Source organism: Pseudomonas sp. TH31, assembly GCF_016650815.1.
Classification (GTDB): Bacteria; Pseudomonadota; Gammaproteobacteria; order Pseudomonadales; family Pseudomonadaceae; genus Aquipseudomonas.
Window position 1 is genome coordinate 202,983 of record NZ_JAEKEZ010000006.1, and the last position, 23,420, is coordinate 226,402.

Sequence of the window (23,420 nt, forward strand, 5' to 3'; positions counted from 1 at the left end):
GCGCAGGCCTAATCTAGCGCCACGCAAACGTTTCACTCCCCCTCGCAGCACCGATACGCCGCTTCCCCTACCAAGGAGGTTCTCGAATGTTCGATTTCCACCCCCAGCTCAAGCAGCGTTTTGCTGCGTTGCGCACGGGCGCTGAATTCTTTTCGCTGCGTTATGTACGCGAGACCGGCCAATACCTCTCGGTGCGCAAGAATGTTGCCGAACCGCCGAGCCTGAGCCGTGACGAAGGCGCGATGCTGACCGTTCGGGTCAACGGCGTCGAAGCCTACGCGGCGACCAACGACCTGTCGCAACAAGGCCTGCAAGCCGCACTGCAGAAGGCCGAGCAACAAGCCCGCCGACTCAAGCCCCATGCCTTGCTCGACCTCAGCGCGCAAGTGGTCTCCAGCGACCGCGCCGATTATCTATCGCCGAACCTCGACCAGCCCTTCCCGTCCCTGAGCGATTGCTACCAACTGCTCGCCGCCGAATCCGCTGCCGTGCCCAAAGACGAGCGACTGGTGAACTGGCAGGTCAGCATCGGCATCACCAACGTCGAACAGATCTACCTCAGCAGCGCCGGCGCCGAACTGCGCCAGGCCCAGCGATTTGTCTACCCGAGCCTGGAAGTCACCGCCTACGACGGCAGCGACAGCCAGACCCGCACCCTGGGCCGCGAGAACTTCGGCCAACAGGGCGGTTTTGATGTGATCAGCCGCTGCGGCCTGGTCGGCGCCGCACCGAAAATCGCCGATGAAGCACTGCAATTGCTGCTGGCACCCAACACCCCGCAGGGCCCGCGCGACCTGCTGCTGATGCCGGACCAGATGATGCTGCAGATCCACGAGTCCATCGGTCACCCGCTGGAGCTGGACCGCATCCTCGGCGATGAGCGCAATTACGCCGGCACCAGTTTCGTCAAGGCCGAAGACTTCGGCAGCCTGCAATACGGCTCCAAACTGCTCAACGTGACCTTCGACCCGGACATTCCCGAGCAGCTTGCCAGCTACGGGCATGACGACGACGGCACCGCCGCCAGCAAGCAATTCCTGATCAAGGAAGGCCTGTTGCTGCGTCCATTAGGCGGCGCGCTCTCGCAATTTCGCGCCGGCATGGACGGTGTCGCCAACAGCCGCGCCTGCGGCTGGAACCGCCCGCCGATCGACCGCATGGCCAACCTGAACATCGAGTCCGGCGATCAACCGCTGGAGCAAATGATCGGCAACATTGAAAACGGCATCTTGATGCGCACCAACCGTTCCTGGTCCATCGACGATGCGCGCAACAAATTCCAGTTCGGCTGCGAGTGGGGCCAGTTGATCGAAAACGGCGAGCTTAAAGGCGTGGTCAAGAACCCGAACTACCGGGCGATCTCTGCACACTTCTGGAAAAACCTCAGCGCCGTCGGCAACGCCGACACCGTCAAGGTCCTCGGTACGCCGAACTGCGGCAAGGGCGAACCGAACCAGGTTATCCGCGTCGGCCATGCATCGCCTGCCTGCGTGTTCAGCCATGTTGATGTGTTTGGGGGAGATGCCTGATGAGCACTTCAAAAATCAGGCTGATGCGTTTAAAGCCTTGGTCCACTGGCTGCGCGATGCGATTCGCGAGCCGGAGCAATTCACCCTTGGCTACGCCGCCGAGTCCTCGGCCTTCGTGCGCTTCAACCATGCCAAGGTCCGTCAGGCCGGGCAGGTGCAGCAGGCGAGCGTCGGTTTCAAACTGATCAATGAGGGTCGCCACGCCGACCTGGATATCACCCTTTCCGGTGATGCTCAAACCGATGTCCAGCGTCTGGCCGAAGGTCTGCAACAGCTGCGCGAAACCCTGCCGCTGCTGCCGCCGGACCCGTACCTGATGCTCAATCAAAATGGCTGGCAGAGCAAAAACGTCCAGGACCATCCGTTGCCGGAGATCGAGCAGGTCGTGGCTGAAATCACCCAGGCCGCCGAAGGGCTGGATCTGGTGGGTTTCTACGCTGCCGGGCCGATCAGTCGCGGCTTCGCCAGTTCTTCGGGCGCGTTCGGCTGGCATCAGGCCAACAGCTTCAACTTCGATTTCAGTCTGTTCCATGCCAACGGCCAAGCGGTGAAAGCCAGCTACGCCGGGCACGACTGGAACAGCGAAGGGTTTGCCAAGCGCTTCCAGCAGGCCCGCGAGCAGTTGGCGTTTCTCGGTCGGCCATTGCGCACCTTGCCACCGGGTAACTACCGCGCTTACTTGGCTCCAGCGGCCATGGAAGAAATCATGGACATGCTCGGCTGGGGCGGTTTCTCGGCACAGTCGATTGCCAGCAAAGGCAGCCCGTTGCAGAAACTTTATGCGGGCGACCAATCGTTCAGCCCGCTGGTTTCGCTGGATGAAAAAGTCAGCGGCTCCCTGAGCCCGGCGTTCTCCGGCGAAGGTTATCCGCGCAGCGACCTGGGCTTGATCGTCGAAGGCAAGGCTGGCGCGCAAATGGTCAGCTCACGCAGTGCGGCCGAGTATGGCCTGACGGCCAACGGTGCCGGCGGTGGTGAAATGCCGAGCGCGCTGAACATGGCGGCCGGCACGTTGCCTGAAGCGCAGATTCTCAAGCAACTGGGCACGGGGCTGTACATCAGCAATCTCTGGTACCTGAACTACTCGGATCAACCGGCGGCGCGACTGACCGGCATGACCCGGTTTGCGACCTTCTGGGTCGAGAACGGCGAGATTCAGGCGCCGGTGAGCACCATGCGCTTTGATGACAGCGCCTACAGTCTGCTTGGTTCGCAGCTGGAAGCGTTGACCCAGGAGCGTGAGTTGCTGCTGTCGGCAAGTACTTACAGTCAGCGGGCGACGGCCTCGGCGGTGTTGCCGGGCGCGTTGGTCAGCCGACTCACTTTGACGCTGTAAACACTTTGTAGCAACTGGCGAAGCCTGCGTTCGAGGACGCAGTCCTCGCCAGCTCAGCAAAGGCGGGATTACAGACGGAACGTGGTTTCCGGTTTGCGAGGACTTCGTCCTCGAACGCAGGCTTCGCCAGCTGCTACAGGGTTTCATCAGCCTGCGGATTGTTTCATCTCACACTAACAAGAGGTCCCATGCCCAGCCGCCCGCCTCTCGACCCTGTCACCGCCCGCTGGTTACCGTGGGTCGTGGCCATTGCCTTCTTCATGCAGTCCCTCGACGGGACGATCCTTAACACGGCCCTGCCGGCCATGGCCCAGGACCTGGCGGAAAACCCGCTGCGCATGCAAGGCGTGATCATTGCCTACATGCTCACCGTCGCGCTGCTGATCCCCGCCTCCGGCTGGATTGCCGACCGCTTCGGCACCAAGAAAATCTTCTTCGGTGCAATTCTGTTGTTCAGCCTCGGCTCACTGCTCTGCGCCTTGTCGCCTAACCTGACGATGCTGATCGGTTCGCGGGTCATTCAAGGTCTGGGCGGTGCCTTGATGTTGCCGGTAGGCCGGCTGGTGGTGCTGCGGGCTTACCCGCGCTCGGAGCTGGTGCGGATCATGGGCTTCATCACGATTCCCGGACTGCTCGGCCCCTTGATGGGGCCAACCACCGGCGGCTGGATGGTGCAATACCTGTCGTGGCACTGGATCTTTCTGGTCAACCTGCCGGTGGGGCTGATCGGTTGCTACGCGGTGTGGAAATTCATTCCTGACCTGCGCGGTACCGAGCGTACCCGCTTCGACGGCGTCGGCTTTATGCTGTTCGGCGCTTCGATGGTGCTGATCACCATTGCCATGGAAGGTCTCGGCGAACTGCACCTGCCGCACTTGCGGGTGATGTTGTTGCTGGTGGCCGGCATGGCGTGCCTCGCGGCGTACTGGCTGCGCGCCGGGCGCATCGACAACCCGTTGTTCTCGCCGTCACTGTTCAAGACCCGGACCTTCGCCGTCGGCATCCTCGGCAACCTGTTCGCCCGACTCGGCGGCGGTGCGCTGCCGTTTCTGGTGCCGTTGCTGCTGCAAGTGGCACTGGGTTATTCGCCGTCACAGGCCGGGATGAGCATGCTGCCGCTGTCGGCGGCGGCGATGCTGGCCAAGTGGGTAGCGCGGCCGATCATCGAGCGTTTGGGTTACCGCATCGTGCTCACCGGCAACACCCTGTTTCTGGGGATTATGCTGGCCGCCATGGGCCTGGTCAGCGAACAGACACCGTACTGGTTGCTGCTGGCGATGCTGTCCATTCTCGGCGCGATCAACTCCCTGCAGTTCACCGCGATGAACACCGTCACCCTGATCGACCTCGACGATGCCAGCGCCAGCAGCGGCAACAGCTTGCTGTCGGTGGTCGCGCAATTGTCCCTGGGCCTTGGCGTGGCCTGCGCCGGTGCCCTGCTCGGAGGCTTCACGGCAGAGGTCGGAAATGATGGTGTGGACACCGTGCTGGGCGCGTTCCAACTGACCTTTGTGACCGTGGGCGTCATGGCGATGCTGGCCGCGACGATCTTCTCGCAACTGTCACCCACCGACGGCCGACGGATGGTCAATCGCGAGCACGACATAGAACACTGATGTAGCAGCTGCCGAGGCACGAGGCTGCGTTGGGGTGCGAAGCGGTCCCCTCGGGCGGTCCTGCGGACACGCAACGCAGCCTCGTGCCTCGGCAGCTGCTACACGCTGCCCGTCTGGAAACTTCGGGCGAATGGCCCCGGGACTGATACACTGCGCGACATTTTGTTTTGCAGGCCCGTCCCGTGACCACCATCGCCACCGCTTTTAATACTTTGCCGCTGTCCGCTGCCATGCTGGCTAACCTCGACTCCCTCGGTTATGCCCAGATGACGCCGATCCAGGCGCAAAGCTTGCCGGTGATCCTCAAGGGGATGGACCTGATCGCGCAAGCCAAGACCGGCAGCGGCAAGACCGCCGCCTTCGGTATCGGCCTGCTGAACCCGATCAATCCGCGCTTCTTCGGTTGCCAGGCGCTGGTCATTTGCCCGACTCGCGAGCTGGCTGACCAGGTCGCCAAGGAAATCCGTCGCCTGGCCCGCGCCGAAGACAACATCAAGGTCCTGACCCTGTGTGGCGGCGTGTCCTTCGGCCCGCAGATCGGTTCGCTGGAGCACGGCGCGCACATCATTGTCGGCACTCCGGGCCGCATCCAGCAGCACTTGCGCAAGGGTTCGCTGGTGCTGCATGGCCTGAACACGCTGATCCTCGACGAAGCCGACCGCATGCTCGACATGGGTTTCTACGATTCCATCGAAGAAATCATTGCCCAGACCCCGGAGCGCCGCCAGACCCTGCTGTTTTCGGCCACGTACCCGTCGGGTATCAAGCAGTTGGCCGCGAAGTTCATGCGCAACCCGCAGATCGTCAAGGCCGAGGCGTTCCACGACGACACGCAGATCGAACAGCGTTTCTACGAAATCTCCCCGGACGAGCGCATGAGCGCCGTGACCAAGGTGCTCGGCCACTTCCGCCCGGCGTCTTGCGTGGCGTTCTGCTTCACCAAGCAGCAGGTTCAGGAAACCGTAGATCACCTGACGTCCAAAGGCATTTCCGCCGTCGGCCTGCACGGCGACCTGGAACAGCGTGACCGCGACCAGGTGCTGGCGATGTTCTCCAACCGCAGTACTTCGGTACTGGTTGCCACCGACGTCGCCGCCCGCGGTCTCGATATCGATGCGCTGGACATGGTGATCAACGTCGAACTGGCCCGTGACTCGGAAATCCACATCCACCGTGTGGGCCGTACCGGCCGCGCCGGTGAGAAAGGCATCGCGATCAGCCTGGTTGCCCCGTCCGAAGCGCACCGTGCCCAGGCCATCGAGAAACTGCAACAGTCGCCGTTGAGCTGGGATCAGTTGGACAATCTCACCTCCCAGGGTGGCGGTCCGCTGCTGCCGGTGATGAGTACGTTGTGCATCGGCGCAGGCCGCAAAGACAAGGTTCGCCCGGGCGACATTCTCGGCGCATTGACGGGCGATGCCGGCATTCCGGGTGCCCAGGTCGGCAAGATCGCGATCTTCGACTTCCAGGCGTACGTGGCTGTAGAACGCGGGATTGCCAAGCAGGCCTTGCAGCGCCTGAACGACGGCAAGATCAAAGGCCGTTCGTTGCGCGTGCGTATCCTGTAAAACCGCCACCGCCCTGTAGGAGCAAGGCTTGCCCGCGATGAACGATGACGCGATCCTCTGACGGACCGCGGCGCCTCAATCGCGAGCAAGCTTTGCTCCTACCAGTCTCGCCAGGCCCTGAATTTTGTGTGAGGACACCGTTTTGCGCTCTACCGAAGTCGTGATCATTGGCGCTGGCGCCGCAGGGTTGATGTGTGCGCTGACCGCCGCCGGGCGCGGGCGCAAGGTGATGTTGCTCGACCACGCCAACAAGGCCGGCAAGAAAATCCTGATGTCGGGCGGTGGCCGCTGCAATTTCACCAACATGTACAGCGAACCTGGCAATTTTCTCTCGCAGAACGAGCACTTCTGCAAATCCGCACTGGCGCGCTATACCCAGTGGGATTTCATCGGCATGGTCGCCAAACACGGCGTGCCGTACCACGAGAAGAAACTCGGCCAATTGTTCTGCGATAACAAATCCAGCGACATCCTCGAAATGCTGCTCAACGAGTGCGATCAGGTCGGCGTCAGCCTGCACCTGGACACCTCGATCCAGAGCATCGAGAAACTCGAAAGTGGTTACCTGCTGGACACCACGCTTGGTCAGTTGACCTGCGAATCGTTGGTGATCGCCACCGGCGGCTTGTCGATCCCGACCCTGGGTGCGACCGGTTTTGGCTATCAGGTGGCCAAGCAGTTCGGCCACGACCTGCTGCCAACCCGCGCCGGCCTGGTGCCCTTCACCATCACCGATCAGCTCAAAGAGTTATGCACCGAGCTGTCCGGTACGTCGGTGGATTGCCTGGTGAGCTGCAACGAGCAGAGCTTTCGCGAGAACATCCTGTTCACTCACCGTGGCCTTAGCGGCCCGGCGATTTTACAAATTTCTTCGTTCTGGGAATCCGGCGATGCGGTTGAGATCAACCTGATGCCGGACCACGACGTGCCGAGCTGGCTGCAGCAGCAACAGGCCGAACGCCCGAACAGCGAATTGAAAACCCTGCTGGGGAAATCTTCACCAGGAAGATGGCCAACCTGCTGGCGGACAGCTGGTTCGTTTCCAAACCGATGAAGCAATACACCCACGCGGAAATTGCCGACATCGCCGAAAAACTGGCGAGCTGGACAGTCGTGCCCGCCGGCACCGAAGGCTACCGTACTGCCGAAGTGACCTTGGGCGGGGTCGATACCCACGAGGTGTCGTCCAAGACAATGGAATCGCTGAAAAGCCCTGGCCTGTACTTCATCGGTGAAGTACTCGACGTCACCGGGCACCTGGGCGGCTTCAACTTCCAGTGGGCCTGGGCTTCAGGTTACGCGGCGGCACAATACGTCTGACCCCACCGCCCCTGTAGGAGCTGCCGAAGGCTCGGGCCGCGTTCGGACGATCTTTTGATCTTGAAAAGCAACGTCAAAAGATCGTCCGAACGCGGCCCGAGCCTTCGGCAGCTCCTACAGGGGATTTCATTTCAAGTTGATAAACCCATGTTCGCCACGCAAGGAACAGATTTTGCTGTCAGATGTGATCGACGCCATTGCGTCGGCGTCATTACTGGCTCAATTTAGCGTCATCGCCTCGGAAGGCCCTCGCACTTCATGTCATCGACCCCATTCAGTCAGTCTCTGCGTCGCCTCTGGGCGCTGGATAAATTCAGCTACAGCGTGCGGGTGTTCATCGCCCTGACCGGCAGCATGGCCGTTTGTTGGTATCAGGATGAAATGGGGCTGTTGATCCCGTTGTTCCTGGGCATCATCGCCAGCGCCCTGGCCGAGACCGACGACAGCTGGCAGGGCCGCCTCAACGCGCTGGCCGTGACACTGGTGTGTTTCAGCATTGCCGCGTTCTCGGTCGAATTGCTGTTCCCCTACCCCATCATCTTTATCATCGCCCTGGCGCTGGCCGCCTTCGGCCTGACCATGCTCGGCGCCCTCGGCGAACGCTATGGCGCGATTGCCTCGGCGACGCTGATTCTGTCGGTCTACACCATGATCGGCGTGGACCAGCGTGGCGGCGCAGTGACTGATTTCTGGCACGAGCCGGTGCTGCTGGTGGCCGGCGCAGCCTGGTACGGTTTGCTCTCGGTGTTGTGGCAGGCGTTGTTTTCCAACCAACCGGTGCAGCAAAGCCTGGCGCGGTTGTTCCGTGAGTTGGGGTTGTACCTGAAGCTCAAATCGTCGCTGTTCGAACCGATCCGGCAAATGGACGTGGAAGCGCGACGCCTGGAACTGGCGCAGCAAAACGGTCGGGTGGTGGCGGCCCTGAACGTCGCCAAGGAAATCATCCTGCACCGAGTCGGCAACGGTCGGCCGGGCTCGAAAGTCAGCCGTTACCTCAAGCTGTACTTCCTCGCCCAGGACATCCACGAACGTGCCAGTTCCTCGCACTACCCTTACAACGCCCTGGCCGATGCGTTCTTCCACAGCGACGTGATGTTCCGCTGCCAGCGCCTGCTGCGCCAGCAAGGCAAAGCCTGCCGGGCCCTGGCCGAATCGATCCAGATGCGCCAGCCCTTCGTCTATGACGCCAGCTTCGCCGAAGCCCTGAGCGACCTGCACGCCTCCCTCGAACACCTGCGCATCCAGAGCAACCCGGCCTGGCGCGGGCTGCTGCGCTCCTTGCGCGCATTGGCTGCCAACCTCGGCACCCTCGACCGTTTGCTCAGCGACGCCAGCAACCCCGACGCCCTCGCCGACGCCACCGACAGCAGCCTGCTCGACCGTTCGCCGCGCAACCTCAAGGATGTATGGATTCGTTTGCGCACACAGCTGACGCCGACCTCGTTGCTGTTCCGCCACGCCCTGCGCTTGCCCCTGGCCTTGAGTATCGGCTACGGCATGGTGCATTTGATCCATCCGTCCCAGGGATACTGGATCATCCTCACCACGCTGTTTGTCTGTCAGCCGAACTACGGCGCCACCCGGCGCAAACTCGGCCAGCGGATTATCGGCACCGCCATCGGCCTGACCCTGGCCTGGGCGCTGTTCGATCTGTTCCCGAGCCCGTTGATCCAGTCATGCTTCGCCATCGCCGCCGGGGTGGTGTTCTTTATCAACCGCACCACCCGCTACACCCTGGCGACCGCCGCGATCACCTTGATGGTGCTGTTCTGCTTCAACCAGGTGGGGGACGGTTACGGGCTGTTCCTGCCGCGACTGTTCGATACCTTGCTTGGCAGCCTGATCGCCGGGCTCGCGGTGTTCCTGTTCCTGCCGGACTGGCAGGGCCGACGCCTGAACAAAGTGCTGGCCAATACCCTGACCTGCAACAGCATTTACCTGCGTCAGATCATGCAGCAATACGCCGCCGGCAAAAGCGATGACTTGGCTTATCGCCTGGCCCGACGCAACGCGCACAACGCCGATGCGGCGCTGTCGACCACGCTGGCGAACATGCTCATGGAGCCGGGGCATTTCCGCAAGGAAGCGGATGTCGGCTTCCGCTTTCTGGTGCTGTCCCACACGCTCTTGAGTTACTTGTCAGGCCTGGGCGCGCACCGCGAGACCCAACTGCCGCCGGATGTCCACGAGCAGTTGATCGACGGCGCCGGGGTCAGCCTGGCAGCGAGCATCGATGAGATCGCCCAAGGGCTGGCGAGCAAACTGCCGATTGCGATTCAGAGCGATGAAGAAGAAGCGCTGGCCAATACGCTGGAGCAGATGCCGGATGAGATTGATGAAGGTCAACGGTTGGTGCAGACGCAGTTGGCGTTGATCTGCCGGCAGTTGGGGCCGTTGCGCACGTTGGCGGCGCATTTGATTAAAGACACCAGCGAGACCTGAGATTTATAGTGGCTGGGCGGGCCTCTTCGCGAGCAGGCTCGCTCCCACAGCTGTACGCATTCCAAGGTGGGAGCGAGCCTGCTCGCGAAGGCAATATCAGCCACACCCCTACAACTGGATCAACCCGCCTCACATCCCATGCTGCCTCATCAACCGCTCATAACTCCCGTCCGCCTTCATCGCCGCAATCTCTCGATCAAAACCCGCCACAATCTGCTCATGCTCCGGGTTCTTCAGGCTGACCAGAATATGCAGGCTGTTTTCACTCAGCGGCTTGGGTAAAAATTCGACCGAGTTACGCACCTTGGCCGATTCACGCGCCAGGTAGTAGCGGGCGACGTACTCATCTTCCAGGGTCAGCTTGACCCGGTCAGCCGCCAGCATGCGCACGGCCATGGCGAAGTTATGTACAGGGACTTTCTGCAACGCTGCATCCTCATCGAATTCCGATGAGTAGGCGTAACCCCGCACCACCGCGATCGGGTAGGTGTGAAGTTGCTGAAGGTTGTTGTATTCGATCGGCGCGTCTTTGCGCTTGATGAAGCGCACGCGGTTGAGCAAGTACTCATCGGAAAACTGGCCAAGCTTGGTGCGCTCGTCGTTATACCAGGCGTTGACCAGCACGTCGTAACGGCCCTCACCCACACCCAGCAAGGCCCGCGCCCAGGGCACCTGCTCGAAATCGCTGGCATAGCCGGCCCGGGCCAGCGCGGTACTGACGATGTCCGTGGCCAACCCGCCATTGACCAGCGTGGCATCGGTAAAGGGCGGCCAGGCATCGGCCACCAGACGCAGCTTTTCCGCCGCCGCGTACTGAGTCAGCAACAGCAATCCAATCAAGGCAAAAGCTCGATGCAATCGCGGCATACTAGAAAATCCTTAGCGGGCGGGCTGCCCGGCGTATTTTTCAGCCAAAACTCCAAGACTTCGTTACCGACTTGCCGACACTGAACCTTAGCTCATTGAAGCCACTGCACAGCGCTTACTTGCAGATTACACAAAGAAGACAATGCCGCACGAAATGAATGATGGCATTTTGGCCTTTGTCACAGATTTCTCTGCCATCAAGACATCTTTCTTCAGGACGCTTAGTATCTGTAGGACGTTGTTCAAGGAATGTGAAGATGACAATCGAGTGGGTCTGCAAACATCACAGCGATCTGGGTAAAGAACAGCTGTATGCCCTTTTGAAACTGCGTGCCGAGGTGTTCGTCGTCGAGCAGCAGTGTGCCTACCAGGATGTCGATGGCCAGGATCTGGAAGGCGACACCTGCCATTTGATGGGTTGGGACGGGGAGCGACTGGTGGCTTATCTGCGTTTGCTCGACCCGCAGCTACAGGGCGGCGATGTGGTGATCGGTCGGGTGGTGACCGCGCCAGAAGGTCGTGGCCAGGGGCTGGGGCATGAAATGATGGACCAGGCATTGAAGCAGGCTGACAAACGCTGGCCTGAAGTGCCGATCTATCTCTCGGCCCAGGCACATTTACAGGGGTATTACGGGCGGTACGGGTTTGTTGTCGCCGGTGAGGAATATGTCGAGGATGGCATTCCGCACATAGGGATGCGTCGTTCCTGAAATCTCTATCGCGAGCAGGCTCGCTCCCACATTGGAATGCGATCCCCTGTGGGAGCGAGCCTGCTCGCGAAGACGCCGGAACAGACGCTGCAAATCTCAGGGATACTCCAACACCGCTTTAATCTGCCGCAAATTACGCTCAATCCACCCGCGATCAATCGCTCCCCAATCCCGAATCCGATAACGCCCGGCATGGTTACGCGCGCCGTCCTCCTGCTCGAACTCACAGACGATATCCAGATCCGCCAGTGCCGCGATGGTGTCCTGGGCTGTGCGCCGAGGCATGCCGGTCACTTCGGTCAATGTCGGGACGCTGCTGGCCAGCCCGCTGTCGATCAGGTACGCCACGTATAGCCGGCGGTAGAAGCTGCTTTTGGTCTTGCTGACATCCATCCATATGCTCCTGATTTATTAGAGATCAAGATCAAAAGATCGTCCGAACGCGGCCCGAGCCTTCGGCAGCTCCTACGCGCCTGTGCGCGCTGCCGAAGGCTGCGATCTTTTGATCTTTTATTGCATATCCCGCCAAGTCAGATAAACCCGCAAATCAAACTCGACCTGGTGATACCCCGGCAACATGTGTTCGCACAGCTTGTAGAACGCCTTGTTGTGATCCGACTCTTTGAAATGCGCGAGTTCATGCACCACGATCATTTTCAAAAACTCTGACGGCGCCTCCTTGAACAGCGAAGCAACGCGAATCTCCTTCTTGGCCTTGAGCTTGCCGCCCTGCACCCGGAAATCGTGGTGTGCAGGCCGAGGGCGCGGTGGGTCAGGTCCAGGCGGTTATCGAATAACACCTTGTCGATGGCCGGCGCGTTACGCAGGTATTCCTGCTTCAGGTCCAGGGCATAGGTGTACAACGCCTTGTCGCTTTGCACGCCGTGCTTTTGCGGATAGCGCTGACTCAGGTAGTCGCCCAGCCGACCTTCGGCGATCAGCTGGCGCACTTGGTCCTGCAACGCTGCGGGGTAGGCCTGGAGGTATTTCAACGCGGTCATTGGGCGGGCAACACGAATCACGAAAAGGTCGCCAGTGTAGCGAATTCAGCTGAGCAGCGCGCTCCAGTCGAAGGGCTGCACAAACTCGCCCGCATCTTCGGCCGTCAGCGGCCGCGCCACCAGGAATCCCTGTACACACTCGCAGCCATTGGCCTGCAGCCACTCGTATTGCGCAACCGTTTCCACGCCTTCGGCGATCACCAGCAGACCATACTCCTTGCACAGATCGATAACCGTGCGCACCAGCGCCGCATCACGCGACGACTCCGGCAACCGGGCAATCAGATGCCGGTCGAACTTGAGGGTGTCCAACTCCAGGTCACGCAGATGAGACAACGAGCACGGCCCCGAGCCGAAGTCATCCAACGCCACCCGAACCCCCAGATTGCGCAGCAAACGCAACTGCTTGCGGGTTTCCTCGGGATTTTGCAGCAGGGCTTCTTCGGTGACTTCGACTTCAATTTGACGCGGCTCCAGGCCATGGCGCTCCAGTACCTGGCGCAACTCGGTCACCAGGTTGGGCATGCCGAACTGCGTACTGCTCAAACTCACGCCCAGCACCAGATCCTCGGTAAACAAGGTTTCCCAGACTTTACGTTGCTTGGCACTGCGGTGGTATATCCAACTGCCCAGTCGACTGATCAGCCGTGCCTCTTCCAGCAACGGCAAAAACAGCCCCGGCGGAACATCGCCGACGCTTGGGTGCTGCCAGCGCAGCAACGCCTCGAAGCCGCGAATCTGTCCGCCATTGATTGCCACTTGCGGTTGATAGACCAGGTTGAAATCACGGTTCTCAATGGCCGTGCGCACGCTTTCTTCAAGCATCAAACGCGAGCGCGCCCGACCGTTCATTTCGTGGTCGTAAAAGCGATATTGCTGACGTCCGGCGCGCTTGGCTTCGTACATCGCAATGTCGGAGGCCCGCAGTAAACCGTCGAGGTTGGAACCGCAATCCGGGTACGTGGCTATGCCAATACTGGCGCCCAGAGCAATGTCCAACCCTTCGATCTGCTGACAGATCGACACTCGCTCGATCAGCTTCTCGGCAATCTTCGCTGCTTGTTCGGGGAACTCCAGATCCAGCAGCGCGGTGAACTCATCGCCGCCCATGCGCGCCAGAATGTCGAAGGGTCGCAAGCAGGCTTTCAGCTGTTCGGACACCCAGCGCAATACCCGGTCACCGGCATCGTGACCGAGGGAATCATTGACCCGCTTGAAACCGTCAAGATCGAGGTAGAGCAGCACCCAGGCGCTGTCTGAACGTTCGCCGCGCAGCAGCAGGTTTTCCACGGTCTGGTAAAAGCCCCGTCGATTGAGCAGCCCGGTCAGCGGATCGGTGACGGCCTGGAACTCCAGTTGCTGATGCAGGTGCCGCACCACCGACATGTCCAGCACCGTCACCACCATCGCGTGCTGCTCGGAGGGCAATGGCGCACAGGACAATGCCACCGGCACTTGCTGGCCCGGCGCTGTACGCAACAACGCATCATGCAGACGCAGGGTTTCGCCGCGTTTGTAACCAATATAAAGGTCGGACTCGGACCAGATCGGAATATGCGGCTTTTGCAGAAAATCCAGAAACTCCCGGCCCTGCAAATCCTTGATCGTGGCATTGAGCAGCCGCGACATCGCTGGGTTGGCAAAGCGAATGAGGCCGTCCTCGCCCACCACCAGAATGCCTTCGGCAGCATTGTCCAGCACCGAGGCATTGAAGGCGCGGGCCACCTCCAGATCATGGCTCAAGCGCTGCAACGCCCGACGGTTACGCTGATGCTCAAGCAACGCCTGGACCTTGGGCTTGAGGATCTGCGGGTCGAAGGGTTTGAACAGGTAATCCACCGCGCCACTGGCGTAACCCTTGATCACGGCGTCCTGCGACTGTTCGTTGGCGGTGAGGAAAATGATTGGCGTAAGGCGAGTGCGCTGACTGCCGCGCATCAACCGCGCGACTTCAAAGCCGTCCATGCCCGGCATCTGCACATCCAGCAGCACCAGGTCGACTTCGTGTTCAAGGAGCAAACTGAGTGCCTCGAAGCCCGAGGCGGCGGTCATGACCTGCCAGTCATGGCGCTGCAACAACGCGCGCATGCTGATCAGGTTTTCAGGGTAATCATCAACGATCAAAAGGACAGAGTTGCCTTCACCTGGCGTGGGTTGCGCGCATTCCATGCTGCTTCTCTTGTTCGGGGCGACAGGCCGGTTTCTCGTGAAAACCGGACAAATACTGAGCCTTCACTCTAGACCCGGATACGCAAAAGCAGTAGGTGTCATCGCGCCATCATTTAACCAAAGCGTCCATAAGCCGACTAACGGTCGGCTCTACAGCCCCCTGAAACCGGGAAAGATGGCCTTTTGACCGGATATTGACGCCAATTATCTGCCTGGCGGGCATTAACAAAAAGGCCGACTACGCTTATAAAGACTGCCTCCAAGGCCCGTGCTAGAGCTTCTGGCACGAGCGTGCAGCATGAATTTGTGGAAGCTTTGTCTATGATCGATCTCGCAACCTGGAACCTGAGCGTTCCCGTCGGCAATCCGCCGTACACCGTTGAAACAGCCAAACTGGTGGACGGTTTCAAGGACCAATACTTCCATTCCGATACCGGCACCCTGTTTTTCTGGTCACCGGTCACTGGCTCCAAAACCGAAAACGCAAAATACCCCCGCACCGAACTTCGCGAAACCTACAGCAACGGCACCCTGCGCAACTGGCTCTACCCGGAAGCCGACAATTCCCTGCGTGCCACCCTGGTGGTCAATCAGGTACCGAGTTCCGGTAAAATCGTCATCGGCCAGATCCATGCCTATGAAAGCCAGAAACCCTTGATCAAGCTTGAGTACCAATACAAGACGGGGGCTCAGACGGGCAACATCGTCGCCAAAGTGCGCATGCACCCCGATGACGACGAAGGCCGGGTCATCACCATCGCCACTGGCGTGAAACTGGATCAGGAGTTTTCCTACCTCATCCACTTGAGTCCTGGTGGTCAGTTGGGCATTAGTGCGGCGGGTTATCAGTGGGACACGGATATCAGCGCGACGTGGCGTGACAAGCCGCTGTACTTCAAGGCTGGGGTCTATGTGCAGGACAACACCGGGTATACGAGCGAGGGCGGGAAAGTGACGTTCAGCAAGCTGGATATTGATCACGATAAGTAGCGAAACCGTATTCACCGCCTTAAAAGATCGCAGCCTTCGGCAGCTCCTACGGTTTACGCGATCCCCTGCAGGAGCTGCCGAAGGCTCGGGCCGCATTCGGACGATCTTTTGATCCTCTCCTCCGAAACCCACGCAGCAATCTACCCCGCCCGCGCAAAGTTGCCAGCCAATTAAGAATCGATTTTCAGGCAATAAAAAACCCGCCTCTCGGCGGGTTTTTCATCAACACGGTTTAACGCTCAGGCTTAGTTAACCTTAGCGTTCAACTCACCTTTCAGGTAACGCTGATACATCGCTTCCAACGAGATCGGCTTGATCTTCGATGCATTACCAGCCGTACCAAACGCTTCATAACGTGCGATACACACATCACGCATTGCAGTAACGGTCGCGCCGAAGAACTTACGCGGGTCAAATTCGCTCGGGTTGGTGGCCATCAGGCGACGCATCGCACCGGTGGACGCCAGGCGCAGGTCGGTGTCGATGTTGACCTTGCGCACGCCGTGCTTGATGCCTTCGACGATTTCTTCAACCGGGACGCCGTAGGTTTCTTTGATGTCGCCGCCGTACTGGTTGATGATCGCCAGCCAGTCTTGTGGCACCGAAGAAGAACCGTGCATCACCAGGTGGGTGTTCGGGATGCGCTTGTGGATTTCTTTGATGCGGTCGATCGCCAGCACGTCGCCGGTAGGTGGCTTGGTGAACTTGTAGGCGCCGTGGCTGGTACCGATGGCGATGGCCAGGGCGTCGACCTGGGTGCGTTTGACGAAGTCAGCGGCTTCTTCCGGGTCGGTCAGCATTTGGCTGTGATCGAGCACGCCCTCTGCGCCGATGCCGTCTTCTTCACCGGCCATGCCGGTTTCCAGCGAACCCAGGCAGCCCAGCTCGCCTTCTACCGAAACGCCGCAGGCGTGAGCCATGGCCACGGTTTGTTGGGTAACGCGGATGTTGTAGTCGTAGTCGGTCGGGGTCTTGCCGTCTTCGCCCAGGGAACCGTCCATCATCACCGAGCTGAAGCCCAGTTGAATGGAGCGCTGGCAGACGTCAGGGCTGGTGCCGTGGTCCTGGTGCATGCACACCGGGATGTGCGGGAATTCTTCGATTGCCGCGAGGATCAGGTGACGCAGAAACGGGGCGCCTGCGTATTTGCGGGCACCGGCCGAAGCCTGGACGATCACCGGGGAGTCAGTCTTGTCAGCGGCTTCCATGATGGCGCGCATCTGCTCAAGGTTGTTGACGTTGAAGGCTGGAACGCCGTAGCCGAACTCGGCTGCGTGGTCCAGCATCTGGCGCATGCTGATAAGTGCCATTGTGTGTGTCTCTCCCGGTTTGGGTCGTTAATCATGCCAGCCTGCCGTAGCGGCGGCGGCTATTCAAGTTATTGCAGATCGGGGGTTGGTCCGGTCCGCTCATTCGGTGTTGCAAAATCTTAAGAACTCCACGTATCCCTTGTGGGAGCGAGCCTGCTCGCTCCCACATTGGCTCCGTGGTGTGTCAATTACTGCGTTTTACAACCGCGGCCAATCAAATCGTTGGTGGCGACCCAGTACACCAGGCCTTCCTCACCTTTTATGTGAAACGCCAGCATGTCATTGCTGTAAAGCGACCCTTCGGCGCCTGGTTCAAGCTTCAAGCGGTAGACCTGATCGGCTCCGCCGAGGCGCACGTCGACTTCCTTGCGGCTGTCGTCGGTGTAGCGCCAGAGCACTTTGGCCTGACTGTCGCAGGTCCAGGTGGTCCAGTTGTCCGCAGATGCCGACGCGTTGAACAGGTTCAAATTCAAACTTGAGCAACCTGCCAGCAGTGCCAACGCCATGACGGCGATAAAACCTTTCATCCGTGTTCCTCGACCGACGGCGCACGCCGCCGACCTTGAGTAAAGAGTCAGACCCGTCAAGGGCAGCCACGTTCCTTGGCCGGGGTCTGGGTCTCGTATTTTTCCAGGCCATCCGGCCCGGAACGCTTGTTGAGCACCGGGTTGGTTTCTGCCTGCCAGTCGGCCTGGTAGCAACCTTTATCCGACGCAGACGGCGCGGGTTCCGGCGTGGCTTTCGGGTTACTCCCGCAAGCCGCCAGGGAACCTGCGACGATCAACAGCGCTAGCGTCCTGACCATGTAAACACTCCTTTGCCTGGTCATTGGGGCGGCCTCAGGCCTTGGCCCGGCTTTCCAGGACTTCAACGGCCGGCAGCACCTTGCCTTCAACGAACTCGAGGAATGCCCCGCCGCCGGTCGAAATGTAGGAGATCTGATCCGCTACGCCATATTTATCGATAGCGGCCAGGGTGTCGCCGCCGCCCGCGATGGAGAACGCCGAGCTGTCAGCGATGGCCTGGGCCAGCACTTTGGTGCCGTTACCGAACTGGTCGAATTCGAACACACCGACCGGGCCGTTCCACAGAATGGTCCTGGACGACTTCAGCAACTCGGCGAAATTCGCCGCGGTCTGTGGGCCGATGTCCAGGATCATATCGTCGGCAGCCACGTCCGCGATCAGCTTGACGGTAGCGGTGGCGCTTTCAGCGAATTCCTTGGCAACCACAACATCCACTGGCAGCGGCACGCTGACTTTGGCGGCGATGGCGCGGGCGGTGTCCAGCAAATCAGGCTCGTACAGCGACTTGCCCACCGGGTGACCGGCGGCGGCCAGGAAAGTGTTGGCAATGCCGCCGCCAACGATCAACTGATTGCAGATCTGGCTCAGGCTATTGAGCACGTCGAGTTTGGTCGAGACCTTGGAACCGGCAACGATGGCCGCCATTGGCTGGGCCGGGGCGCCGAGGGCTTTGCCCAGTGCGTCCAGTTCAGCGGCCAGCAACGGGCCCGCAGCAGCGACTTTGGCGAACTTGGACACACCATGAGTCGAACCCTCGGCACGGTGAGCGGTGCCGAAGGCGTCCATCACGAACACGTCGCACAGGGCGGCGTATTGCTGGGCCAGTTCGTCAGCGTTCTTTTTCTCGCCTTTGTTGAAGCGTACGTTTTCCAACAGCACGATGTCGCCGGCCTTCACGTCAACGCCGCCCAGGTAGTCGGACACCAGCGGCACTTCGCGACCCAGGGCCTTGCTCAGGTAGTCGGCGACAGGCTTGAGGCTGTTCTCGGCCGAGAACTCGCCTTCGGTCGGACGGCCAAGGTGCGAGCAGACCATCACGGCCGCGCCTTTTTCCAGGGCCAGCTTGATGGTCGGCAGCGAGGCCAGGATACGCGCATCGCTGGTGACAACACCGTCCTTGATTGGGACGTTGAGGTCTTCGCGGATCAGTACGCGCTTACCTTGCAGATCGAGGTCGGTCATCTTCAACACGGTCATGGGTCGCAATTCCTGAGTTACTGTTTTGAAGTAGCTGGTTTTGAAGTGGCTGTTTGCAGATAGTGTTCCGCAACGTCCAGCATTCGGTTGGCAAACCCCCATTCGTTGTCGAACCAGGCCAGGATGTTCACCAGCCGTGGGCCGGAAACGCGGGTCTGACTGGCATCGACGATGGCCGAATGTGGATCATGGTTGAAATCACAGCTTGCATGGGGAGCTCGGTGTAGGCCAACAGGCCTTTGAGCGGGCCGCTGGTGGCGGCCTCACGCAGAATCCGGTTGACCTCGGTGGCGTCGGTGTCGCTCACGGTCTGCATCGTAATGTCGAGGCAGGACACGTTCACCGTCGGCACCCGTACCGCTTTGGCCTGAATTCGCCCGGCAAGTTCCGGCAGCAGGCGTTCGATGCCACGCGCCAGACCAGTGGACACCGGGATCACCGACTGGAACGCCGAGCGGGTCCGGCGCAGGTCTTCGTGGTGATAGGCGTCGATCACCGGTTGATCGTTCATCGCCGAGTGGATGGTGGTGATCGACACGTATTCCAGGCCAATGGCCTGGTCCAGCAGGCGCAACAGCGGCACGCCGCAGTTGGTGGTGCAGGACGCGTTGGACACCAGCAGTTCGTCGCCGGTCAGGCAATCCTGGTTCACGCCGTAGACGATGGTGGCGTCGACATCTGCCTCGCTGGCCATCGGCTGGGAAAACAGCACCCGCGGGGCGCCGGCGTCGAGGAAACGCTGGCCGTCTTCACGGGTGTGGTAAGCGCCGGAGCACTCCAGCACCAGATCGACGCCCAGGGACGCCCAATCGATGCCTTCGGGGATAGCACTGCGCAGGACCTTCACGCAGTTGCCTTGAATATGCAGACAATCGCCCTCAACCCGCACTTCGCCGGGGAAACGCCCGTGAGTGGAGTCGAAGCGTGTCAGGTATTCGATGCTGGCCATGTCAGCCAGATCGTTGATCGCGACAATTTCAAACCCGGCCATCGAGCCTCGCTCAAACAACGCACGCAAGACGCAACGACCAATCCGGCCGTAGCCGTTGAGTGCAACTTTGTAGGGACGCGGTTGAGGCATGGGGTTCTCGATAGACGCAGGCAGACGAATACTCGTTAACAACACAATCCCCTGTAGGAGCCGGTAGGAGCCGGTAGGAGCTGTCGAGTGAAACGAGGCTGCGATCTTTTGATCCTGATCTTAAAAAACAAGATCAAAAGATCGCAGCCTCGTTTCTCTCGGCAGCTCCTACAGGGGAACGCGGCAGCCAGGGCCACCGCGTCGTGCTTAGTCTTCCAGCAGCTCTTCAGCCTGACCCAGGATGTTTTCCAGGGTGAAGCCGAACTCTTCGAACAAGGCTGGCGCAGGCGCCGACTCGCCGTAGGTGGTCATGCCAATGACGCGACCTTCCAGGCCCACGTACTTGTACCAGTAGTCCGCGTGAGCAGCTTCGATGGCGATACGGGCGCTGACTTGCAACGGCAGAACCGATTGCTTGTAGCCGGCGTCCTGGGCATCGAACACGCTGGTGCACGGCATCGAAACAACACGCACCTTGCGACCTTGCTCGGTCAGCTTGTCGTAAGCCTGAACCGTCAGGCCCACTTCCGAACCGGTGGAGATCAGGATCAGCTCAGGCTCACCGGAGCAGTCCTTCAACACGTAACCGCCACGGGCGATGTCGGCGATCTGGCCGGCATCACGGGTTTGGTGCTGCAGGTTCTGACGCGAGAAGATCAGCGCCGAAGGGCCGTCCTTGCGTTCCAGAGCCAGTTTCCAGCAAACCGCCGATTCAACGGCATCAGCTGGACGCCAGGTGTCGAGGTTCGGGGTGCTGCGCAGGCTGGTCAGTTGCTCGACCGGCTGGTGAGTCGGGCCGTCTTCGCCCAGACCGATGGAGTCGTGTGTGTAGACGAACACCACGCGCTTCTTCATCAGCGAGGCCATGCGTACCGCGTTGCGCGCGTATTCCATGAACATCAGGAAGGTCGCGCCGTAAGGCACCAGGCCGCCGTGCAGGGACACGCCGTTCATGATCGCGCTCATGCCGAACTCGCGAACGCCGTAGTACATGTAGTTGCCGCTGGCGTCTTCAGCCGAAACACCTTTGCAACCTTTCCACAGGGTCAGGTTGGAGCCGGCCAGGTCAGCGGAGCCGCCCAGCAGTTCAGGCAACAGCGGGCCGTAGGCATTCAGTGCGTTCTGGCTGGCTTTACGGCTGGCGATGGTTTCGCCCTTGGCCGCGACTTCAGCGATATAAGCCGAGGCTTTTTCCGCGAAGTCAGCTGGCAATTCACCGCTCAGACGACGAACCAGCTCATTGGCCAGCTCAGGGAAAGCCGCGGAGTAAGCAGCGAAACGCTGATCCCATTCGGCTTCCGTCGCGCGGCCAGCTTCCTTGGCGTCCCACTCGGCATAAATGTCGGCCGGGATTTCGAACGGTGCGTAGTTCCAGTTCAGCGCCTTGCGGGTCAGAGCGATTTCCGCGTCACCCAGCGGGGCGCCGTGGCAGTCTTCCTTACCTTGCTTGTTCGGCGAACCGAAACCGATGGTGGTCTTGCAGCAGATCAGCGTTGGCTGAGTGCTTTTACGAGCGGTTTCGATCGCCATCTTGATCTCTTCCGGGTCGTGACCGTTGACGTTGCGAATCACTTGCCAGTTGTAGGCTTCGAAACGTTTCGGCGTGTCATCGGTGAACCAGCCTTCGACTTCGCCGTCGATGGAGATGCCGTTGTCATCGTAGAAAGCAATCAGCTTACCCAGGCCCAACGTACCGGCCAGGGAGCCGACTTCGTGGGAAATGCCTTCCATCATGCAGCCATCACCCAGGAACACGTAGGTGTGGTGGTCAACGATGTTATGCCCCGGACGGTTGAACTGCGCCGCCATGACTTTTTCTGCCAGGGCAAAACCCACACCGTTGGCCAGGCCCTGGCCCAGTGGACCGGTGGTGGTTTCAACGCCAGGGGTGTAGCCGAATTCCGGGTGACCCGGGGTACGGCTGTGCAGTTGGCGGAAGTTTTTCAGGTCATCGATCGACAGGTCGTAGCCGGTCAGGTGCAGCAACGAGTAGACCAGCATCGAACCATGACCGTTGGACATTACGAAGCGGTCACGGTCGGCGAACGATGGATTACTCGGGTTGTGCTTCAGGTAGTCACGCCAAAGTACTTCGGCGATATCCGCCATACCCATAGGGGCACCGGGATGGCCGCTGTTGGCTTTTTGCACGGCATCCATGCTGAGGGCACGAATGGCGTTGGCACGCTCACGACGGCTTGGCATCGCTGATCTCCTGAGGTTTGAATAAATTGAAACGGAAAAAAGGCGAGTATTTTCCCTCACCCACCCGCCTCGGGGCAATGACAGATAGTCATCTGGAGGCGTTTTTCCGGCGGATAAAGTCGCATTCGCCTGGTGAAACCTTTCCGCACACGTTTTGTATGAGGTCCCTTTACCCGAGAAGTGCCATCTATCGAGCAATATCAAAACTTTTTGATATTGCTCTTGCAGGGTTTTCTGACCGTCACTAGACTGCTGGCCTTATGAATTTACGTGTGCCTTCCATTCAACATGACGATTGCGATGAGCTGGCGGCCCTGTGCAAGGCCGGCGGCGACCCTCTGCGGCTGAATGTATTGCGCGCGCTGGCCAACGATTCGTTTGGCGTGCTGGAACTGGCGCAGATCTTCGGCATGGGGCAATCCGGCATGAGTCACCACCTCAAGGTGCTGGCCCAGGCCGATCTGGTGGCGACCCGCCGTGAAGGTAATGCGATTTTCTACCGTCGCGCCCTGCCCCACACCGACCTGCTGGGCGGCAAGCTGCACGCAGCCTTGCTGGAAGAAGTGGATAACCTGACCCTGCCGGCCGATGTACAGTCGCGGATCGCTCAGGTACACGGGCAACGGGCGGCCGCCAGCCAGGACTTTTTCTCACGGGTAGCGGAGAAGTTTCGCGCCCAGCAAGACTTGATCGCCGGCCTGGCGCAGTACCGCGAAAGCGTGGTGGCGCTGCTCGACAAGCTGAGTTTCAGTGAAGGCGCCACTGCCATAGAAGTTGGCCCAGGCGATGGCGGTTTTCTGCCGGAACTGGCTCGCCGCTTCACCCAGGTGACCGCGCTGGACAACAGCACGGCGATGCTCGAACTGGCGCGCCAGGTCTGCGAACGTGAAACGCTGACTAATGTCAGCCTGCAATTGGCCGATGCACTGAACGGTGTAAGCCTTACCGCCGATTGCGTTGTACTGAACATGGTGCTGCACCATTTTGCCGCGCCGGCCGAAGCGCTCAAGCACATGGCCGGCTTGCTGCAACCAGGCGGTAGCCTGTTAGTGACAGAGTTATGTAGCCACAACCAGAGTTGGGCCAGGGAGGCCTGCGGTGATCTGTGGTTGGGGTTTGAACAGGACGATTTGGCCCGTTGGGCCACCGCTGCGGGACTCGTTCCCGGGGAAAGCCTCTATGTAGGCTTACGCAATGGTTTCCAGATCCAGGTCCGCCATTTTCAGCGACCGGCTGGCGACACTCACCATCGGTAAATTCAGGAAAACATCGA

General features: G+C 60.1%; 16 protein-coding genes and 3 pseudogenes. 9 read left to right on the forward strand and 10 right to left on the reverse strand.

What is annotated here, in order from left to right:
- Window positions 1-86: 86 nt before the first annotated feature.
- From JFV26_RS04025 to yccS, 6 genes and pseudogenes are all read left to right on the forward strand, one after another.
- A complete protein-coding gene (locus tag JFV26_RS04025; RefSeq protein WP_201189940.1) occupies window positions 87-1,529 on the forward strand; it encodes a TldD/PmbA family protein in 1,443 nt (480 codons plus the stop codon).
- A complete protein-coding gene (locus JFV26_RS04030) occupies window positions 1,522-2,865 on the forward strand; it encodes a TldD/PmbA family protein (RefSeq protein ID WP_201189942.1) in 1,344 nt (447 codons plus the stop codon). Before JFV26_RS04025 ends, JFV26_RS04030 begins: the two co-directional genes overlap by 8 nt.
- Before the next feature lie 188 nt (window positions 2,866-3,053).
- Window positions 3,054-4,481, forward strand: a complete 1,428-nt coding sequence (gene mdtD, locus JFV26_RS04035; RefSeq protein WP_201189944.1) for a multidrug transporter subunit MdtD — start codon at window positions 3,054-3,056, stop codon at window positions 4,479-4,481.
- Window positions 4,482-4,711: 230 nt separating this feature from the next.
- Window positions 4,712-6,049 carry an ATP-dependent RNA helicase DbpA gene (dbpA, locus tag JFV26_RS04040; RefSeq protein WP_242487746.1) on the forward strand — a complete coding sequence of 446 codons (1,338 nt, stop codon included), beginning with the start codon at window positions 4,712-4,714 and terminating at the stop codon, window positions 6,047-6,049.
- Window positions 6,050-6,191: 142 nt separating this feature from the next.
- A pseudogene (locus tag JFV26_RS04045) lies at window positions 6,192-7,369 on the forward strand (NAD(P)/FAD-dependent oxidoreductase).
- 258 nt (window positions 7,370-7,627) lie between these two features.
- Window positions 7,628-9,811: a YccS family putative transporter gene (gene yccS, locus JFV26_RS04050; protein ID WP_201189948.1), complete on the forward strand. Its 2,184-nt coding sequence runs from the start codon at window positions 7,628-7,630 to the stop codon at window positions 9,809-9,811.
- Window positions 9,812-9,940: 129 nt separating this feature from the next.
- On the opposite strand, the gene JFV26_RS04055 is transcribed toward yccS, so the two are convergent.
- On the reverse strand, window positions 9,941-10,678 hold the full coding sequence (locus JFV26_RS04055; RefSeq protein WP_201189950.1) for a substrate-binding periplasmic protein: 738 nt from the start codon (window positions 10,676-10,678) through the stop codon (window positions 9,941-9,943).
- 257 nt (window positions 10,679-10,935) lie between these two features.
- On the opposite strand from JFV26_RS04055, the gene JFV26_RS04060 reads away from it, so the two are divergent.
- The gene (locus tag JFV26_RS04060; protein ID WP_201189952.1) at window positions 10,936-11,388 is read left to right on the forward strand and encodes a GNAT family N-acetyltransferase; all 453 of its coding nucleotides are present in this window, start codon (window positions 10,936-10,938) and stop codon (window positions 11,386-11,388) included.
- Window positions 11,389-11,484: 96 nt separating this feature from the next.
- On the opposite strand, the gene JFV26_RS04065 is transcribed toward JFV26_RS04060, so the two are convergent.
- From JFV26_RS04065 to JFV26_RS04075, 3 genes and pseudogenes are all read right to left on the reverse strand, one after another.
- Window positions 11,485-11,781: a winged helix-turn-helix domain-containing protein gene (locus JFV26_RS04065; protein WP_201189954.1), complete on the reverse strand. Its 297-nt coding sequence runs from the start codon at window positions 11,779-11,781 to the stop codon at window positions 11,485-11,487.
- A gap of 117 nt (window positions 11,782-11,898) precedes the next feature.
- Window positions 11,899-12,389: pseudogene (locus JFV26_RS04070) on the reverse strand (M48 metallopeptidase family protein).
- 45 nt (window positions 12,390-12,434) lie between these two features.
- On the reverse strand, window positions 12,435-14,558 hold the full coding sequence (locus tag JFV26_RS04075; RefSeq protein ID WP_201189956.1) for a putative bifunctional diguanylate cyclase/phosphodiesterase: 2,124 nt from the start codon (window positions 14,556-14,558) through the stop codon (window positions 12,435-12,437).
- 321 nt (window positions 14,559-14,879) lie between these two features.
- Here JFV26_RS04075 and JFV26_RS04080 point away from each other — a divergent pair, with 321 nt between their 5' ends.
- Entirely contained in the window at window positions 14,880-15,548 is a 669-nt protein-coding gene (locus JFV26_RS04080; protein ID WP_201189958.1) for a polysaccharide lyase family 7 protein, read from the forward strand.
- 245 nt (window positions 15,549-15,793) lie between these two features.
- Here the strand turns inward: JFV26_RS04080 and fba are convergent, their stop codons facing one another.
- The 6 genes and pseudogenes from fba to tkt all read right to left on the reverse strand — a co-directional run bounded on the left by fba (window position 15,794) and on the right by tkt (window position 22,147).
- Window positions 15,794-16,858 carry a class II fructose-bisphosphate aldolase gene (gene fba / locus JFV26_RS04085; protein ID WP_054044249.1) on the reverse strand — a complete coding sequence of 355 codons (1,065 nt, stop codon included), beginning with the start codon at window positions 16,856-16,858 and terminating at the stop codon, window positions 15,794-15,796.
- A gap of 188 nt (window positions 16,859-17,046) precedes the next feature.
- Entirely contained in the window at window positions 17,047-17,385 is a 339-nt protein-coding gene (locus JFV26_RS04090) for an MliC family protein (RefSeq protein ID WP_201189960.1), read from the reverse strand.
- A gap of 56 nt (window positions 17,386-17,441) precedes the next feature.
- A complete protein-coding gene (locus JFV26_RS04095; protein WP_201189962.1) occupies window positions 17,442-17,663 on the reverse strand; it encodes a hypothetical protein in 222 nt (73 codons plus the stop codon).
- Between the two features lie 34 nt (window positions 17,664-17,697).
- The gene (locus tag JFV26_RS04100; RefSeq protein WP_201189964.1) at window positions 17,698-18,861 is read right to left on the reverse strand and encodes a phosphoglycerate kinase; all 1,164 of its coding nucleotides are present in this window, start codon (window positions 18,859-18,861) and stop codon (window positions 17,698-17,700) included.
- Window positions 18,862-18,878: 17 nt separating this feature from the next.
- Window positions 18,879-19,942 (reverse strand): annotated as a pseudogene (gene epd / locus JFV26_RS04105) (erythrose-4-phosphate dehydrogenase).
- A 207-nt stretch (window positions 19,943-20,149) separates the two neighbouring features.
- Window positions 20,150-22,147 carry a transketolase gene (tkt, locus tag JFV26_RS04110; RefSeq protein ID WP_201189972.1) on the reverse strand — a complete coding sequence of 666 codons (1,998 nt, stop codon included), beginning with the start codon at window positions 22,145-22,147 and terminating at the stop codon, window positions 20,150-20,152.
- A gap of 260 nt (window positions 22,148-22,407) precedes the next feature.
- Between tkt and JFV26_RS04115 the strand changes: the two genes are divergently transcribed.
- Window positions 22,408-23,403 (forward strand): ArsR/SmtB family transcription factor, encoded by a 996-nt coding sequence (locus JFV26_RS04115; RefSeq protein ID WP_201189978.1) that lies wholly within the window; start codon window positions 22,408-22,410, stop codon window positions 23,401-23,403.
- The last annotated feature ends 17 nt before the right edge of the window (window positions 23,404-23,420 follow it).

What these genes read in the sequence shown, in the direction of transcription:
- fba (WP_054044249.1), bottom strand. Translation starts at nt 16,858, where the DNA reads ATGGCACTTATCAGCATGCGCCAGATGCTGGACCACGCAGCCGAGTTC.
- JFV26_RS04055 (WP_201189950.1), bottom strand. Translation starts at nt 10,678, where the DNA reads ATGCCGCGATTGCATCGAGCTTTTGCCTTGATTGGATTGCTGTTGCTG.
- JFV26_RS04090 (WP_201189960.1), bottom strand. Translation starts at nt 17,385, where the DNA reads ATGAAAGGTTTTATCGCCGTCATGGCGTTGGCACTGCTGGCAGGTTGC.
- yccS (WP_201189948.1), top strand. Translation starts at nt 7,628, where the DNA reads ATGTCATCGACCCCATTCAGTCAGTCTCTGCGTCGCCTCTGGGCGCTG.
- mdtD (WP_201189944.1), top strand. Translation starts at nt 3,054, where the DNA reads ATGCCCAGCCGCCCGCCTCTCGACCCTGTCACCGCCCGCTGGTTACCG.
- dbpA (WP_242487746.1), top strand. Translation starts at nt 4,712, where the DNA reads ATGCTGGCTAACCTCGACTCCCTCGGTTATGCCCAGATGACGCCGATC.
- JFV26_RS04100 (WP_201189964.1), bottom strand. Translation starts at nt 18,861, where the DNA reads ATGACCGTGTTGAAGATGACCGACCTCGATCTGCAAGGTAAGCGCGTA.
- tkt (WP_201189972.1), bottom strand. Translation starts at nt 22,147, where the DNA reads ATGCCAAGCCGTCGTGAGCGTGCCAACGCCATTCGTGCCCTCAGCATG.
- JFV26_RS04075 (WP_201189956.1), bottom strand. Translation starts at nt 14,558, where the DNA reads ATGGAATGCGCGCAACCCACGCCAGGTGAAGGCAACTCTGTCCTTTTG.
- JFV26_RS04065 (WP_201189954.1), bottom strand. Translation starts at nt 11,781, where the DNA reads ATGGATGTCAGCAAGACCAAAAGCAGCTTCTACCGCCGGCTATACGTG.
- JFV26_RS04025 (WP_201189940.1), top strand. Translation starts at nt 87, where the DNA reads ATGTTCGATTTCCACCCCCAGCTCAAGCAGCGTTTTGCTGCGTTGCGC.
- JFV26_RS04095 (WP_201189962.1), bottom strand. Translation starts at nt 17,663, where the DNA reads ATGGTCAGGACGCTAGCGCTGTTGATCGTCGCAGGTTCCCTGGCGGCT.
- JFV26_RS04030 (WP_201189942.1), top strand. Translation starts at nt 1,522, where the DNA reads ATGCCTGATGAGCACTTCAAAAATCAGGCTGATGCGTTTAAAGCCTTG.
- JFV26_RS04115 (WP_201189978.1), top strand. Translation starts at nt 22,408, where the DNA reads ATGAATTTACGTGTGCCTTCCATTCAACATGACGATTGCGATGAGCTG.
- JFV26_RS04060 (WP_201189952.1), top strand. Translation starts at nt 10,936, where the DNA reads ATGACAATCGAGTGGGTCTGCAAACATCACAGCGATCTGGGTAAAGAA.
- JFV26_RS04080 (WP_201189958.1), top strand. Translation starts at nt 14,880, where the DNA reads ATGATCGATCTCGCAACCTGGAACCTGAGCGTTCCCGTCGGCAATCCG.